General features: G+C 66.1%; 14 protein-coding genes. 10 read left to right on the top strand and 4 right to left on the bottom strand.

Annotated features, from left to right (window positions below; translation table 11 throughout):
* Both ACIBK2_RS28620 and ACIBK2_RS28615 read left to right on the top strand, forming a co-directional pair.
* The coding region (locus ACIBK2_RS28620; RefSeq protein WP_396971492.1) for a pyridine nucleotide-disulfide oxidoreductase at nucleotides 1-972 on the top strand (972 nt) is incomplete at its 5' end.
* A 59-nt stretch (nucleotides 973-1,031) separates the two neighbouring features.
* On the top strand, nucleotides 1,032-1,904 hold the full coding sequence (locus ACIBK2_RS28615; RefSeq protein WP_396971490.1) for an amidohydrolase family protein: 873 nt from the start codon (nucleotides 1,032-1,034) through the stop codon (nucleotides 1,902-1,904).
* Between the two features lie 7 nt (nucleotides 1,905-1,911).
* Here ACIBK2_RS28615 and ACIBK2_RS28610 read toward each other — a convergent pair whose 3' ends face one another.
* Nucleotides 1,912-2,394 carry a DUF456 domain-containing protein gene (locus ACIBK2_RS28610; RefSeq protein WP_396971489.1) on the bottom strand — a complete coding sequence of 161 codons (483 nt, stop codon included), beginning with the start codon at nucleotides 2,392-2,394 and terminating at the stop codon, nucleotides 1,912-1,914.
* 487 nt (nucleotides 2,395-2,881) lie between these two features.
* Here ACIBK2_RS28610 and ACIBK2_RS28605 point away from each other — a divergent pair, with 487 nt between their 5' ends.
* From ACIBK2_RS28605 to ACIBK2_RS28590, 4 genes are all read left to right on the top strand, one after another.
* A complete protein-coding gene (locus ACIBK2_RS28605) occupies nucleotides 2,882-3,916 on the top strand; it encodes a hypothetical protein (protein WP_396971488.1) in 1,035 nt (344 codons plus the stop codon).
* Nucleotides 3,913-4,545, top strand: a complete 633-nt coding sequence (locus ACIBK2_RS28600) for a hypothetical protein (RefSeq protein ID WP_396971487.1) — start codon at nucleotides 3,913-3,915, stop codon at nucleotides 4,543-4,545. Before ACIBK2_RS28605 ends, ACIBK2_RS28600 begins: the two co-directional genes overlap by 4 nt.
* On the top strand, nucleotides 4,545-5,417 hold the full coding sequence (locus ACIBK2_RS28595; protein WP_396971485.1) for a hypothetical protein: 873 nt from the start codon (nucleotides 4,545-4,547) through the stop codon (nucleotides 5,415-5,417). The genes ACIBK2_RS28600 and ACIBK2_RS28595 overlap by 1 nt, the downstream gene beginning before the upstream one ends.
* 287 nt (nucleotides 5,418-5,704) lie before the next feature.
* A complete protein-coding gene (locus ACIBK2_RS28590; RefSeq protein ID WP_396971483.1) occupies nucleotides 5,705-6,802 on the top strand; it encodes a CaiB/BaiF CoA transferase family protein in 1,098 nt (365 codons plus the stop codon).
* A 69-nt stretch (nucleotides 6,803-6,871) separates the two neighbouring features.
* Here the strand turns inward: ACIBK2_RS28590 and ACIBK2_RS28585 are convergent, their stop codons facing one another.
* Nucleotides 6,872-7,699 carry an SDR family NAD(P)-dependent oxidoreductase gene (locus tag ACIBK2_RS28585; RefSeq protein ID WP_396971482.1) on the bottom strand — a complete coding sequence of 276 codons (828 nt, stop codon included), beginning with the start codon at nucleotides 7,697-7,699 and terminating at the stop codon, nucleotides 6,872-6,874.
* Between the two features lie 134 nt (nucleotides 7,700-7,833).
* On the opposite strand from ACIBK2_RS28585, the gene ACIBK2_RS28580 reads away from it, so the two are divergent.
* The gene (locus ACIBK2_RS28580; protein WP_396971480.1) at nucleotides 7,834-8,424 is read left to right on the top strand and encodes a TetR/AcrR family transcriptional regulator; all 591 of its coding nucleotides are present in this window, start codon (nucleotides 7,834-7,836) and stop codon (nucleotides 8,422-8,424) included.
* Between the two features lie 46 nt (nucleotides 8,425-8,470).
* Here the strand turns inward: ACIBK2_RS28580 and ACIBK2_RS28575 are convergent, their stop codons facing one another.
* On the bottom strand, nucleotides 8,471-9,973 hold the full coding sequence (locus ACIBK2_RS28575) for a PLP-dependent aminotransferase family protein (RefSeq protein WP_396971478.1): 1,503 nt from the start codon (nucleotides 9,971-9,973) through the stop codon (nucleotides 8,471-8,473).
* A gap of 62 nt (nucleotides 9,974-10,035) precedes the next feature.
* Between ACIBK2_RS28575 and ACIBK2_RS28570 the strand changes: the two genes are divergently transcribed.
* The 3 genes from ACIBK2_RS28570 (at nucleotide 10,036) to ACIBK2_RS28560 (ending at nucleotide 12,198) form a co-directional block, all read left to right on the top strand.
* Nucleotides 10,036-10,455 carry a hypothetical protein gene (locus ACIBK2_RS28570; protein ID WP_396971476.1) on the top strand — a complete coding sequence of 140 codons (420 nt, stop codon included), beginning with the start codon at nucleotides 10,036-10,038 and terminating at the stop codon, nucleotides 10,453-10,455.
* 55 nt (nucleotides 10,456-10,510) lie between these two features.
* Complete coding sequence (locus tag ACIBK2_RS28565; protein ID WP_396971474.1) at nucleotides 10,511-11,080, top strand: methylated-DNA--[protein]-cysteine S-methyltransferase; 570 nt, start codon at nucleotides 10,511-10,513, stop codon at nucleotides 11,078-11,080.
* A gap of 287 nt (nucleotides 11,081-11,367) precedes the next feature.
* Entirely contained in the window at nucleotides 11,368-12,198 is an 831-nt protein-coding gene (locus tag ACIBK2_RS28560; RefSeq protein WP_396971472.1) for an alpha/beta fold hydrolase, read from the top strand.
* Nucleotides 12,199-12,266: 68 nt separating this feature from the next.
* On the opposite strand, the gene ACIBK2_RS28555 is transcribed toward ACIBK2_RS28560, so the two are convergent.
* On the bottom strand, nucleotides 12,267-13,214 hold the full coding sequence (locus ACIBK2_RS28555; RefSeq protein WP_396971470.1) for a hypothetical protein: 948 nt from the start codon (nucleotides 13,212-13,214) through the stop codon (nucleotides 12,267-12,269).
* Nucleotides 13,215-13,562: the final 348 nt, after the last annotated feature.

Below are 13,562 nucleotides of genomic sequence, written 5' to 3'. Positions count from 1 at the left end.
GTGCCGCGCACCTGGCCGCTGGACGCGGAGAAGGTCGCCGTGCTCGGCGTCGGCAACGTCGCGCTCGACGTGGCCCGCGTGCTGGCCAAGACCGGTGACGAGCTGCTGCCGACCGAGATCCCGCCGAACGTCTACGCGGGCCTCAAGGCCAACAAGGCCCTCGAGGTACACGTGTTCGGCCGCCGCGGCCCGGCCCAGGCCAAGTTCACCCCGCTGGAACTGCGCGAGCTGGACCACTCGCCGACCATCGAGGTCATCGTCGATCCCGCCGACATCGACTACGACGAGGGCTCCGAGGCCGCACGCCGCCACTCCAAGCAGGTCGACATGATCGCGAACACCCTGGAACAGTGGGCGATTCGCGACGTCGGCAACCGCCCACACAAGCTGTTCCTGCACTTCTTCGAATCACCCGCGGAGATCCTCGGCGAGGACGGCAAGGTCGTCGGCCTGCGCACCGAACGCACCCAGCTCGACGGCACCGGCAACGTCAAGGGCACCGGCACCTTCACCGAATGGGACGTGCAAGCGGTCTACCGCGCCGTCGGCTACCTGTCACAGAACCTGACCAACCTGCCGTTCGACGACCAGGCAGGCACCGTGCCCAACGAGGCGGGCCGGGTGATCGGCGACGAGAACGCCGACGGCGCCGACCGCTACGTCCCGGCCACCTACGTCACCGGCTGGATCAAGCGCGGCCCGGTCGGCCTGATCGGCCACACCAAGGGCGACGCCAACGAGACGGTGGCCTGCCTGCTCGACGACAGCAAGGACTTCACCCCGGCCGCGCAGCCGGAGCTCGACGCCGTCACCACCTTCCTGGAGGGCAAGGGCATCCCGTTCACCACCTGGCAGGGCTGGTACCGCCTGGACGCGCACGAGCGCTCGCTCGGCGAGCCGGAGGGCCGCGAACGCGTCAAGGTGGTCGAGCGCGAAGACATGCTGCGCGCCAGCGAGCCACACAAGGTCTGAGCGACCCGCTTGTTAGCTCCGCGACAGCAGAAAAACTCGCACTGAGGCATTCTGTACAGGTGTTCGATGCCCATCTCCACATCTTCGATCCGCGGTTCCCGCGGTTCGAGAACGAGGGCTACCTGCCCGGCTCCTTCACCATCGCCGACTATCGAAAGCGCATGTCGCGCTTCGATGTCGGCGGCGGCGCCGTGGTCAGCGGGTCCTTCCAGGGCACCGACCAGACGTATCTGAAGGCGGCCCTCGCCGAACTCGGCGAGGGCTGGGTCGGCGTCACCAGGCTCGACCTGGACGCCACCGACGACGAGATCATCGAACTGGACCGGATCGGCATCCGCGGCCTGCGCTTCAATCTGAAGCGGGCCGCCGCCGACATCACCGGCATGACGCTGCAGGCGCTGCGCGCCCATGAACTGGTCGGCTGGCACGTCGAGGTGTACATCGACGGGCAGATGCTCGCGTCGCTGCAACCGGTGATCTCCAAGCTGCCGGTGTTCTGTATCGACCACCTCGGCATGTCCGACGAGGGCCTGCCGTACCTGCTGGATCTGGTCGATCGCGGCGCCAAGGTCAAAGCGACGGGTTTCGGGCGGGTCGCGATGAGCGTGCCGGACACGCTGCGGCGCATCCACGCGGTCAATCCGGAGGCGCTGATGTTCGGCACCGACCTGCCCGGCACCCGCGCGGGTCGCCCGTTCCAAGATGCCGATGTCGATCTCATCTGCGATGTGGTCGGCACCGATATGTTCGCCGTGCTGGAGGACAACGCCCGCGCGTTCTACCGCCTCCCGGCCCGGGTCCGCCCGCTGCCTGCCGACCCGGCCCCCACGCTGCCCATGTACACCACCGAGCAGCCGACCATCCCCATCCGCCGCGACAGCCTCCCGAAACTCGAAGTGGCAGACACCATCCCGCTGCCCATCATCGAATAACGCTGGGTCAGGCGACGATTGCGCCGATCACCCAGACTCCGGTGGCGAGCAGCGCGCCGAGCAGTTCGATGAGCATCGACAGGCCGACGCCCTTGAGTGCGTGAACCGTTGACTGCCAAGCTTGTTGGCCGACGCGGAGGCGTTGGAGTTCGGAGAGGTAGACGCCGAGCACGAAGCCTACGAGCAGGCCGATCACGGGGATGACGAAGAAGCCGACGATGCCGAGCACCGCGCCGAGGATCAGTGATCGGTTGGCGACGCCCGCGTCCTTCATCTTTCGACCGGGCCAGGTGTATTTGATGACGCCGGAAAGCACGAGCAGGGCGGTGCTGACGGCGAAGACGGTCCAGGCGGTGGCGCCGCCGGTCATGAAGGCCCACACCGCGATTGCGCCGAAGATCAGGATGACGCCGGGCAGGATCGGAATGATGATGCCGAGCAGGCCGACCAGAATGACCAGGCCGACAACGACCTCACCCGCGGCACTCACGACTCCGCCTCGCTAGCGCTCGGCTCCGTCGCGCGCACCGGCACGCTGTGTCTTTGGTTCGCTCGCTGACGCTCGCTCACGACTCCACCTCGCCAGCGCTCGGCTCCGTCATGCGCGGGGCGCGCTCTCTCATGACTCCACCTCACCGCGCTGGCTCACCGGACGCTCCCGCGATTGTCGCGCTGCTGGGATTGTCACCTACCCCGTCGGCCAGTGCATAACGAGGAGCGTGCGAGAACGGTTCGAAGTGATTGTCATAGCGCATCGTCAGCATCAGAGGTCACGCCCTGACCTGGTCAGGCTCGCTGTTCGCACCGATCCGAGTTCATGACTCCAATCGAGCGTTAGTATTGAGCGCCGCGGGCCGATGAGTACAGCGCAAGCCTAAGGCGGACAGCAAGACTCGACAAGGTGGCCTATGGCATCCCAAAGCGGTTCCCGACGGCGGTCAACAGTGCGAGTCTCTCGCCGGACGACAGTCTCCGGGGTGGCTATCGGCGCACTGCCCATATTAGCTCTTGGTGCGATTGCACTCTTTTCGACACAGACCTCGAACCCAGTTGGCGTTGCCGGATCCGCCATACTTTACGCAATCGCGACCACGTCCGCCGGCGGCCTCCTCGGATTCCTGTTCGGGATACCACGCGCGCTTTCGAGCGACACCTCGTCAGAGCTTGATCGACCTCGCGTGAATCGCGGTGCGCGATTCGCCGCGAACACGAATCTCGAGCAGATATCCGACTGGTTGACAAAGATCATTGTTGGAGTGACCTTGACACAGCTCGGCCCCATCAAAGACGGGGCCGGGCGCTTGTTCGACGCTATGGCGCCCTCCCTTGGCGGCGGTGAAATCGGCGCACCATTCGCCGCAGCGCTCGTCATAGGTTTTGCCACTGCCGGTTTCATTAGCAGCTGGCTACTCACGCGGCTCTATCTGGGGGAGGCTTTGGCGACAGCTGATATTGCAATCGAACTCCTCGACCAAGCCGACCAAGCCGAGGACCAGGGCGATCTACCGCGTGCAATTGAGCTTCGGCGGGAGGCTGCCGATGCGTTGATCACCGTTGCACCATTCGCCGCCCGATACGAACAGCTGAGGACCAGCCAGCAGCCTGGTTCCGCCCGCACTCGCAAGCTCGAGGAGCTAGTTGCAAGCAGCCGCCTCCTCGCAAAAACTACTCAGTTGAGTCAGGACGCTGCAATACAATTGTTCGACCAGGGCAAGGATGGCGACCGGATCATGGCCATCGCTTTGATGCAAGGCGATGTGTCACTTTCTGACAGCGCACGGTTGACGCAAGCGATAGGCGAGTCACGGTCTGCATTCGAACAGTACCACGCGTTGGTTGCTCTTCGAATTCTGCTGAATACTAACAAGGTCCTCAGTGAAGGGCAGCGAGCCCTCGTTGAGTCAGCTTTGGAAAGCACCAGAATAGTCGCCGGAACGGACCGATACGAGGTGGCTCAGCAGATCCGCTCGCTATTGACAGCACAGGCCGATCGCGAGGTGGCTACACGATGATTGTGCAATGGTGTTTGAAGGGAATCAACCTCTCGAGCGATGTAGCCGCAAAGGCAATCATTGACCAACGGAGCGGTCTCGTATGCAGCTGGTGGCGTGACACCGGGCGGATAAATCAGCAGGCCATTCCGGAAAAGCTCACAGAAAACAATCTCGACCTGCATGTCAATCATTTTACATCGACAGATCCGACGACGGGCCGACCATTCAATGAGATCAGCCCGTTTATCTCCCTGTCAGCAGGGGTCGTCGAACGTGACGCGGCCGCGAAGACCAACTTCGTCCGTCGCGCCCGGCAGACCGCGCTGTGGTTCGGCACAGAATTCTACCAAAAGGAGGTGGCCTACTTGTTCGAATGCTGGCTGATCCTCAGTCCTCGGCCCGCTGTTGCCGTGCAGGCAGTTGCCGAGGAAATTCGAGATTTGAACACATATCGCCGCTACTCCACTTATCAACCGGAAGGCGAGATAACGGCCAAGATATCGATTCCCGCTAATCAAATCGCAGCGTGCGAGCGATGGGACACCAAGACGGCATCCGGAGATCGCAAATTCGTTCGTCAGTGGCGTCACGAGAATAAAGACTTCACTACACCCCAGACGCTCAGCAACGTACGCGAGCTGCTCTGATGACAGTCGACCAGCTGGCACGGATGGGACTCGATCCAGCTAGATTCTCAGCGCGCATCGAGTTTCTCCTAGGATATGCGGCGACAGCTCGTGACGAGCTCGAATCATTGAGCAGCGCGCCGGTCGCAGACAACAAAGATGATCTGTGGTTACTTCGCGCCGACTACGCGACCGCCCTCCGCGAAGCGGGACAACTGTGCATGATGCTCGACCCACCACGAGCAATAGAGTTACTACGCCAAGCCAGTACCGTATTCATAGAACTGGGAGCCGGGTTCGGGCTGTTCTTGAACGTTCTAGCTGATGGAGAATCCGACACCACAGCCGAGCTGCTCGACGACGCGCTTGCAATTTTTCCTTATCAAGAGCCACGAGACGGTTATGTAGACCGCGAAGTTGGACATCACTTCCTGACCGAACCACAGCAGAGCGCGTATATTCTCATATCCGCAGTGTGCAATCGAAGGATCGCCCGCCGGCACGAGAGATTGCTGCTCAGCATTCTCCAAGATTCTCCGCAACGATCGGGAGTTCTGCCCGTGGGGGCCTTGGGAACACCTATTCATCGGTACTGGGCGATCGCTCGATCGATCATCGAGCAAAAGACGCCGACTACTCTTGTTACTCACATCAATGCCATGTGCGCAGCATACGACGAAGCCGTCCAGCTTGCGCAGACGAATACCCATCTATGGGAGAACTGTTCCGCTCCAATCGATCTCGTCGACATCGATATCGTCGGGATTCTTGCGCTAACGGTCCGATCCTTCGGACACGACCTCGTTACAGAACTCTTCAGCAACCATCGCGGACTCGACCGGGTCTCCTCGACGCAGATCGACATCGGATTCGAAATGGCTCAACGCCTCTGACGCACCCCATTCGCGTCGCTCGTGACCGCGGATCGTCGGTCTCACGCATGAACGCCTCCCCACTGCGCGGGCTCGCCGGACATTCCCGCGAACAGTGCACTGCTGGGTCGTGACGTAACCGAGTGCGTCGGTGCACGGCGGGAGGCTGTCCGGAACCGGTGGCACCCAGCGGCGGACGCGGCGGGTTGCGGCAACGTTATTGTCATACTGTCAATACACCTCCCGGGCCGCTCCCGGGAAGCGCCGGGCCGCCGGTGTACTGGATCAACGACGAACCGAGGTAGGGCGTGAGCACTCCATCCACCGCCGTCAAAGGCCCGCTCGCGGGCATCAAGGTCATCGAGCTGGCCGGCATCGGCCCCGGCCCGCACGCCGCGCTGCTGCTGGCCGATCTGGGCGCCGATGTGGTGCGGATCCAGCGGGCCGGGCAGATCCCCGGCGGGTTCGACCGGCCGCAGCAGCGCGGGCGGACCATCGTCGAGGCCAACCTCAAGGACCCGGCCGATATCGCGAAGGTGCTCGGGCTCATCGAGAAAGCGGACGTGCTCATCGAGGGCTTCCGGCCCGGCGTGACCGAACGGATGGGGCTTGGCCCGGACGACGCGCTGGCGCGCAACCCGCGCCTGGTCTACGGCCGGATGACCGGCTGGGGCCAGGAGGGCCCGCTCGCCGATCGCGCCGGACACGACATCAACTACATCTCCCTCACCGGTGTGCTGCACGCGATCGGCCGCAAGGGTGAGCGCCCGGTGCCGCCGTTGAACATGGTCGGCGACTTCGGCGGCGGCTCGATGTTCCTGGTGTTCGGGCTGCTCGCCGCGCTGGTCGAGCGGCAGACCTCCGGCAAGGGGCAGGTCGTCGATGCCGCGATGGTCGATGGCGCCCTTGCCCTTTCGCACATGATCTGGGGCATGCGCGGTTATGGCGCGTGGTCCGACGAGCGCGGGGTGAACCTGCTCGACACCGGAATGTCGTTCTACGACACCTACGAAACCGCCGACGGCAAGTACATGGCGGTCGGCTCGATCGAGCCGCAGTTCTACGCCCAGCTGCTCGCGGGTCTGGGCATCGACCCGGAGGGCCTGCCCTTCCAGCTCGATCCGGCGGGCCAGGAAACCCTGAAAAAGCTGTTCACGGAACGCTTCCTCACCAAGACCCGGGACGAGTGGGCGGAGATCTTCGTCGGCACCGACGCCTGCGTCTCCCCCGTTCTCACGTTCGAGGAAGCCACGAAGAACGAGCACATCACGGCCCGCGGCTCGTTGATCGAGGTCGACAACATCACCCAGCACGCCCCGGCGCCCCGCTTCTCCCGCACCCCGAACGGCATCCCGACCCCGCCGCCCAGCGAAGCGACTCCGATCGAATCCGTTTGGGCGGACTGACTTCTCGCTACAACGAAAAGGCCCCGGGCGTACCTCCGGGGCCTTTTTCGTCGACTCGACCTGGCCGGGTCAAGCGGTAACCGCGGCAGGCTCGGCGTTGATCGGACGACCGCCGTCAGCGAGCCCACGGGTGACGAGCTTGGCGATGCGAGCCACCACCGTACGCGGGCGGCGCGGCAGCAGATGCGCGCTGGCGAAGTTCTGTACGCCTGGTACGACGTAACCCTTGTTGCGTTCCAGCGCGCGCAGCGCGGACCGCACAACCTGTGTGGCACTACCCATTTGGCCTAGGGCGGCATCGCGGGTGCCGACGGTGTCGAAGAACGCTGTCTCCGTCGGGCCGGGGCAGACGGCGAGGACTTTGATTCCGCGGCCGCGGTATTCGCTCCACAGCGACAGGCTGAAGTTCAGCACGAACGCCTTCCCGGAGGAGTAGGTCGCGAAGTAGGGCGACGGTTGAAAAGCCGCGATAGAAGCGACATTGACGATCTCACCGCTACCGCGCTCCAACATGCCCGGGATCAGCCGACGGGTAAGCCCCGCCAGCGCAACGACATTGACCATCAGCTGATCCTGTTCGCGATCCGCGCCGAGGTCTTCGAAGCGGCCTGCGCTGCCGAATCCCGCGTTGTTGATCAGGATGTCGATCGAGAGTTCCCGTGCCGCAAGCTCATCCCCCACTCGCGCGGCGGCGTCGGGCGCGGTGAGGTCCTGACCGATCACGTCGACCCGGACACCGTGTCGCTGATGCAGTTGCGCAGCAAGGGATTCCAGGCGCGGTAGCGAGCGGGCGACCAGAACGAGGTCGTCGCCGCGGGCCGCCAACTCGGCGGCGAACTCCGCACCGATGCCGGACGAGGCGCCGGTGATGAGAGCGGTCTTTCCAGTGCGGGTCATTTCGAGCTCCTTCGATTCGATGCAACACCAGAGTAGCAACATATCTAATATCTGCAACACTAATGTTGCAGTTTCATGGTAAATCGCAGCTCACATGTAGTGTGTCGAGAAGATCCCATGGAACGGAGGCCACCATGTCGCCCACATCCGCACGCCCCTTACGTGCCGATGCCGAGCGCACCGTCCGCGCCATCCTGGACGCCGCGGAACGGGTGCTGAGCGAGCACCCCAACGCGACCCTCGAGCAGATCGCCGAGGCCGCCGGGGTCGCCCGCACCACCGTGCACCGGCGCTTCGCCAATCGGGACGACCTGGTGCGCACCATGGCGGTCGCCGCCTGGCGGCAGATCGCGACCGCGGTCGACGCCGCCCGGCCGCAGACGGCCCCGCCGCTGGTCGCGCTGCATCAGGCCACGGCCAATGTCATCGAGATCAAGTACGGGGCCTCGTACGCGCTCGATCGGGTGGACAGCACCGACCCCGAGGTCGCCGGACTACAGGCCGACGTCTTCGCGAAATGCGACGCGGTGCTGGAGCGAGCGCGCGCCGACGGGTTCATCGCGGCCGACGCCGACCTGACCTGGGTCCGGCGGGTCTATCTCGCGCTGATCACCGAAACCGTGCACGGCAGCACCGAATTGGACGGCACCACCGACCCGGATACCCTCGCGGGTCGCGTCATCGACACACTCCTCGCGGGCGTAGGCACCGGCCGACGTCAGTAGTCGTCGAACCACTGTCGAACGCGTTATACCCTGCCGCGCAACGACATCAGTAGCAGGTGAGCGGCTGGAGCGCGTCTGCGGCGCGCGGCGTCAGCGCCTCGTAGGCGGCGGCGATCGCCTTGACCGCCAACCGGAGGTCGGGTTCCTGGTGGGTGAAGGGCAGCCGGATGAACCGTTCGAATGCGCCCTGGACACCGAATCTCGGTCCGGCGGCAAGCAATACGCCGTGGTTGGGCGCGGTGGCGGCCAGCGCGGTGGAGACGGGCGCGGGCAGCTGCGCCCACACCGACATGCCGCCCGCGCCGTAGCCGACGCGCCAATCCGGCAGCTCCTCGGCGACCGCGTCGAGCAGCGCGGCACGTTGGGCGCGCAGCTGGTCGCGGCGGCGGTCGAGGATGGTGCCCGCGTTGGCCAGCAGGTGCACGGTGGCCAGCTGGTCCATCACCGGCGTGCCGAGGTCGACCGTGGACCGGATGCCGAGCAGCTTCGTGATCAGGGGTTGGTTGGTGCGGATCCAGCCGACCCGCAGGCCGCCCCAGAAGGACTTCGAGGCCGAGCCGATGGTGACGATCTCGTTGCCCTTGGCGAACGCGGCTACCGGCGGCTGCTGCTCGCCGGTCAGGTGCAGATCGCCCATCGACTCGTCGATCACCACGGTCATCCTGGTTTCCCTGGCGATGGCGGCCAGTTCCGCGCGGCCGTCGGCGTCGAGCAGCAGGCCGGTCGGGTTGTTGAAGTCGGGCACCAGGTAGGCCAGGGTCGCCGCGGTTTGCCGTGCGGCACTGCGGATTCCGTCGACGTCCCAGGCTTTGTCCGGCGACTCGGGCCGCAGCGGCACCGGCACCGGCCTGGCCCCGACATCGCGGATCGCCTCGATCGCGTTCGGGTAGGTGGGGTGGTCGATGAGCACCCGGGCCGCGGGCGCGGTGAGCACATTCAGCAGTAGCCGCAGGCCGTGCTGGGCGCCGAGGGTGACCAGAATCTGGTCCGGTTCGGTGGGCAGCCCGCGCTCGGTGTAGCGGCGCGCGATCGCCTCGCGCAGCGTGAGCACGCCGACCGGATCCATGCCGTGGGTGCCGAGATAGGTCGGCAACCCCTCCAGCGCAACCGAATACGCCTCCTGCATCTCCAGCGGCGCGGACATCGCGGCATAGGTCATGTCGATGGTCGGCAGTTCCGAGGACGCCATCATCGCCAGGATGCTCCTGGCCGGCTTGCTGCCGTCGTGCTGCACGTCGCGCGGCAGGGCGACGGTGCTGCGCGAGCCCTGGCGGCTGATCAGGTAGCCGTTCTCACGCAGCAGCGAGTAGGTGGAGGTGATCGTCGTGCGACTGACCGCAAGGGTGGCGGCGAGATCGCGTTCACTGGGCAACGCGACGCCGAGCGGGGCCCGGCCGTCATGGATCAGCAGCCGAATGCCCTCGGCGAGTGCGAGATACGCCGGGCGGGCGGAGCGCCGAGCCGACTCGATGTCGCCGTCCTCGACCACGTGCCGCCACCGACCAAGGTCGCGAGCCAGGGTGCCCGCTCCGATAACTCTCGTCGCCATAAGGTCCAGTATTGAGGGAGTGGCTATTTAAAGCAAGGCCAGTCGGGGCGCAGGCTGGCACCATGACCACCTTTGCCACTCTTCTCGTCGTCGCCGCCTTCGGCTACCTGATCTATCGCTACCTGCCGAGGGGCACCGAGCGGGCGTTCCGGCTGGACCGCTACCACCCGCACTCGCCGATGTCCGACTGGCCCTCCTCGTACTACGACGAGCAGCGGCGCTATTCGGATCTGGCCGCCATCTACGGGCGTAGTGATGTGCCGGAACAGATCTCGCCGCAGGTCGCGCCGGTCGGCCGGACCGAGCCACCGCAGCTGACCACCGTCGAGCCGGTCCGGCAACCAGCCGAAACACCGGTCACCGAGTACGCATGGCGGTCGCGCCGGACCGTCGCGCACAGCCGCGACGCGGCGCGGCGTCCCGCGAAAGGCGTCCGGCGGCTCGTCACAGACCCGAGCACGCTGCACAACAAGGCCAGTTGAGGAAAACTGGACCGATATCTCGAAACTTGTCGGTCCCGCCGTGCACACTGAGACCATGAGTGACGCCAGTTGCCTGTCCGCCGAGGCAACACTCTTCGACACCGCGATCGGCCTCTGCGCGATCGCATGGAGCGGTACGGCCGTGATCCGGTTCCAGCTCCCCGAGGCGAACCCGGCCGCGACCCGCGCGCGCATCACGCGCCGCCGCACCGGCCTGCCGGACGACGAGGTCCGCGAAGAGGCGCCCACCGGCGTCATCGCCGAGGCCATCACCGGCATCCGCGCCCACCTGGCCGGCGAACTCGACGACCTGCGCTGGATTCCCCTGGACACCAGCGCGATTCCGGAATTCCATCGCGCGGTATTCGAGGTCACCCGCGCGATCGATCCCGGCCACACCCTCACCTACGGCCAGGTCGCCGACCGCATCGGCGCGCCCGGCGCCGCCCAGGCCGTCGGACAAGCCTTGGGCCGCAATCCGATTCCGCTGATCATCCCGTGTCATCGGGTGCTCGCCGCGGACAATGCGCTCACCGGCTTCTCCGCCCCCGGCGGCATCACCACCAAGCAGAACCTGCTGGAAATCGAACGGACACCGGGGTTCGGCGAGCCGACCCTGTTCTGAGTGAACGGTTTTCGCGCCCAGCGTGGTGCGCGATCCGACCTGTCGCGACCCGCGGGTGGCATCGCGACGTCAGGGCCAGTCGGGGCGTCCCGGCTCCCGGACGGTTTCCGTACATAACGTTCACGGGCATACCGGACACGAGACCGGCATAGTGAGCAGCATCACAGACTTTCGCGGGGTCTGGTCTGTCGCTACCGCCGTCGATGAATCCACGCACCCGGCACCGTCTGAACAGGCAAGGCACCAACGCATCGTTGGCCGACACCCGCGTCGAAAGTGAGACTGTTGTGGAGACCGTGACCTCCGCCGACGGCACCGTGATCGCCTACGACCGGCACGACGGCCACGCAGGCACCGTCATCCTGATCGGTGGTGCCTTCGGCTACCGGAAGTTCCCGAAGATGGTCGAACTGGCTACCACGCTCAACGAGCACTACGGCCTCACCGTGCTCAACTACGACCGGCGCGGCCGCGGCGACAGCACCGACGCCGCGGGCTACGACGTCGAGCGCGAGATCGATGACATCGCCGCCCTGGTCGAGGCGGTCGGCGGCTCGGCGATGCTGTTCGGCTGGTCGTCCGGCGCGGCCCTCGCGCTGCGCGCCGCCGGATCCGGCCGCATCCTCGGCATCACCAAGGTCGTCGCCTTCGAGCCGCCGTTCGTGGTCGACCAGGAAGGCTTCGTCCCGGCCACCGACCTGGAGACCACGCTGCACGAACTGGTGGCCGCCGACCGCCGCGCCGACACGGTCCGCTTCTACATGACCAAGGCGATGGGCATCCCCCGCCCGATGGTCTCCGTCATGCGCTGCACGCCGTTCTGGAAGAACCTCGTCGCCACCGCGAACTCGACCCCGCACGACTGGGCGGTGATGCGCGACTACATGCGCGGCGAACCCTTACGCACCGACGACTGGACCACCGTCAAAGCCCAAACCCTGGTCATCGCGGGCGCGAAGAGCGACGCCCTGCTCCGCAAGGGCGCCAAGGCCATCGCCGCCGTCCTCCCCGACGCCGAACTCCAGGAAATCGCCAAGCTCAGCCACAACCCGAACGTCAGCCTGCTGGCCCCCGCCGCAGGCGAATTCCTCACCGGCACAGCGGAAACCACCACCTAGCCGGTACAACACCCGCACCTGTACTTGGCCATGGTGATCGGTCAGGGCATGAATAGCCGCCTCAGCTGTCAGGCGGTGGCGCCGAAACCTGCGCCCGCGCTGCCGCCGAGAATGCCACCGGCAACGCCGCCGATTACGGCTGCGGGGATGCCGACTACTGCGGCACCGGCTACCGCGCCGACGCCGGCGCCGATCGCGGCACCTGCACCGGTGGTTGCGGCGGCGATCGGCCAGGCCGCGACGAAGGCGGCGCCTACTGCGGGAAGCGCGCCCGCGCCACCGGACGGAACTCCCGCCGCGGCAGCTGCGATCGCGCCACCGGCGGCGGTTCCGGCGACGCCGACCGCGAAGCCGATGCCCGCACCGACACCGGCGCCGATGGCGGCACCACCGAGTCCGCCGACTACTGCGGCCGGAATGCCTGCGATCGCGGTGCCGGCCAGTGCGCCACCGACCGCGCCTGCCGCGGTCGCGGCGGCGATCTTGTCGGAGCGGGTGGGGTTGATGCCGATGGAGCGGCCGCCGGTGGCGATGGCGGCCTCGACGTCCGCGGCGGCGGTGTTGACACCGTCGAGGAGTTCGTTGGGCACCTCGTTCGGGGCCGCGGCGGTGAAGTCACCGATGCGCAGGGTGCGTGGCGGCGGGGCGATCGGGGCGACGGGTTCGACCGGCTCCGGCGCGTGCAGTTGCTGCGGCTGGATCGGCGGGGCCGGCTCCGGCGTGGGGACCGGGCGGGCGTAGTTGAGGCTTTGCGAGTCGGCGGGGTCGGCCGGGGTGGGCTTCGGGCCGGTGACGCCCTGCTGGTTCGGGGTGGTGACGCCGGGCTGACTCGGCGCGGGCGTTGCCGGGGCGGTCGGGGCGCTCGGCGTGGTCACGCCGGGCTGAGTCGGGGTGCCGGGATCGGCGACTGCCACCCCCGCGCAGGCGACCGCGATGGCCAGCGGGAGAGCGCCGACGATCGGACGCATGGTGCGCCGGGTCGTCGGATTGTTCAGTCCTCGATACCGACGAGCCACGTCGAAGCACCACCATCAGGTTGGGTCAGCCAGCACGTCCCCGCGTACTGCGCGCTCGCACCCTATCTGTAGCTGATCGGATGCTGTCAAGTTGAGTCGGCGACTTCACATGTCCTGCGCACAGGGTTCACCAACAGGAAAAAGTCCGATTTGCAGCAAATACTTCTCCCCGATCGACAGAGCGAGCATCAATAGCTGAAAGGTGACCGTTGCTGCGTGAGCGCATCGTGTCGCGCTCGCGCAAGACTCCCTATCCCCCTCGGCCAGAACCAGATTCGTACGCCGGGCATTGCTCTCGACGGTATGCGGCCGTGCACCGATGCGGTCCTTGCGGCGGCCGGGTGCAGT

It is taken from the genome of Nocardia sp. NPDC050175, assembly GCF_044459885.1.
Taxonomy (GTDB): Bacteria; Actinomycetota; Actinomycetes; order Mycobacteriales; family Mycobacteriaceae; genus Nocardia.
The sequence above is the reverse complement of the archived record's forward strand: the minus strand, read 5'-3'. Positions and strand labels throughout refer to the sequence as shown.

Bases quoted from the DNA above. Each gene is read 5' to 3' on its own strand.
- ACIBK2_RS28600 (WP_396971487.1), top strand. From the start codon at position 3,913: ATGATTGTGCAATGGTGTTTGAAGGGAATCAACCTCTCGAGCGATGTA.
- ACIBK2_RS28595 (WP_396971485.1), top strand. From the start codon at position 4,545: ATGACAGTCGACCAGCTGGCACGGATGGGACTCGATCCAGCTAGATTC.
- ACIBK2_RS28585 (WP_396971482.1), bottom strand. From the start codon at position 7,699: ATGACCCGCACTGGAAAGACCGCTCTCATCACCGGCGCCTCGTCCGGC.
- ACIBK2_RS28580 (WP_396971480.1), top strand. From the start codon at position 7,834: ATGTCGCCCACATCCGCACGCCCCTTACGTGCCGATGCCGAGCGCACC.
- ACIBK2_RS28575 (WP_396971478.1), bottom strand. From the start codon at position 9,973: ATGGCGACGAGAGTTATCGGAGCGGGCACCCTGGCTCGCGACCTTGGT.
- ACIBK2_RS28570 (WP_396971476.1), top strand. From the start codon at position 10,036: ATGACCACCTTTGCCACTCTTCTCGTCGTCGCCGCCTTCGGCTACCTG.
- ACIBK2_RS28565 (WP_396971474.1), top strand. From the start codon at position 10,511: ATGAGTGACGCCAGTTGCCTGTCCGCCGAGGCAACACTCTTCGACACC.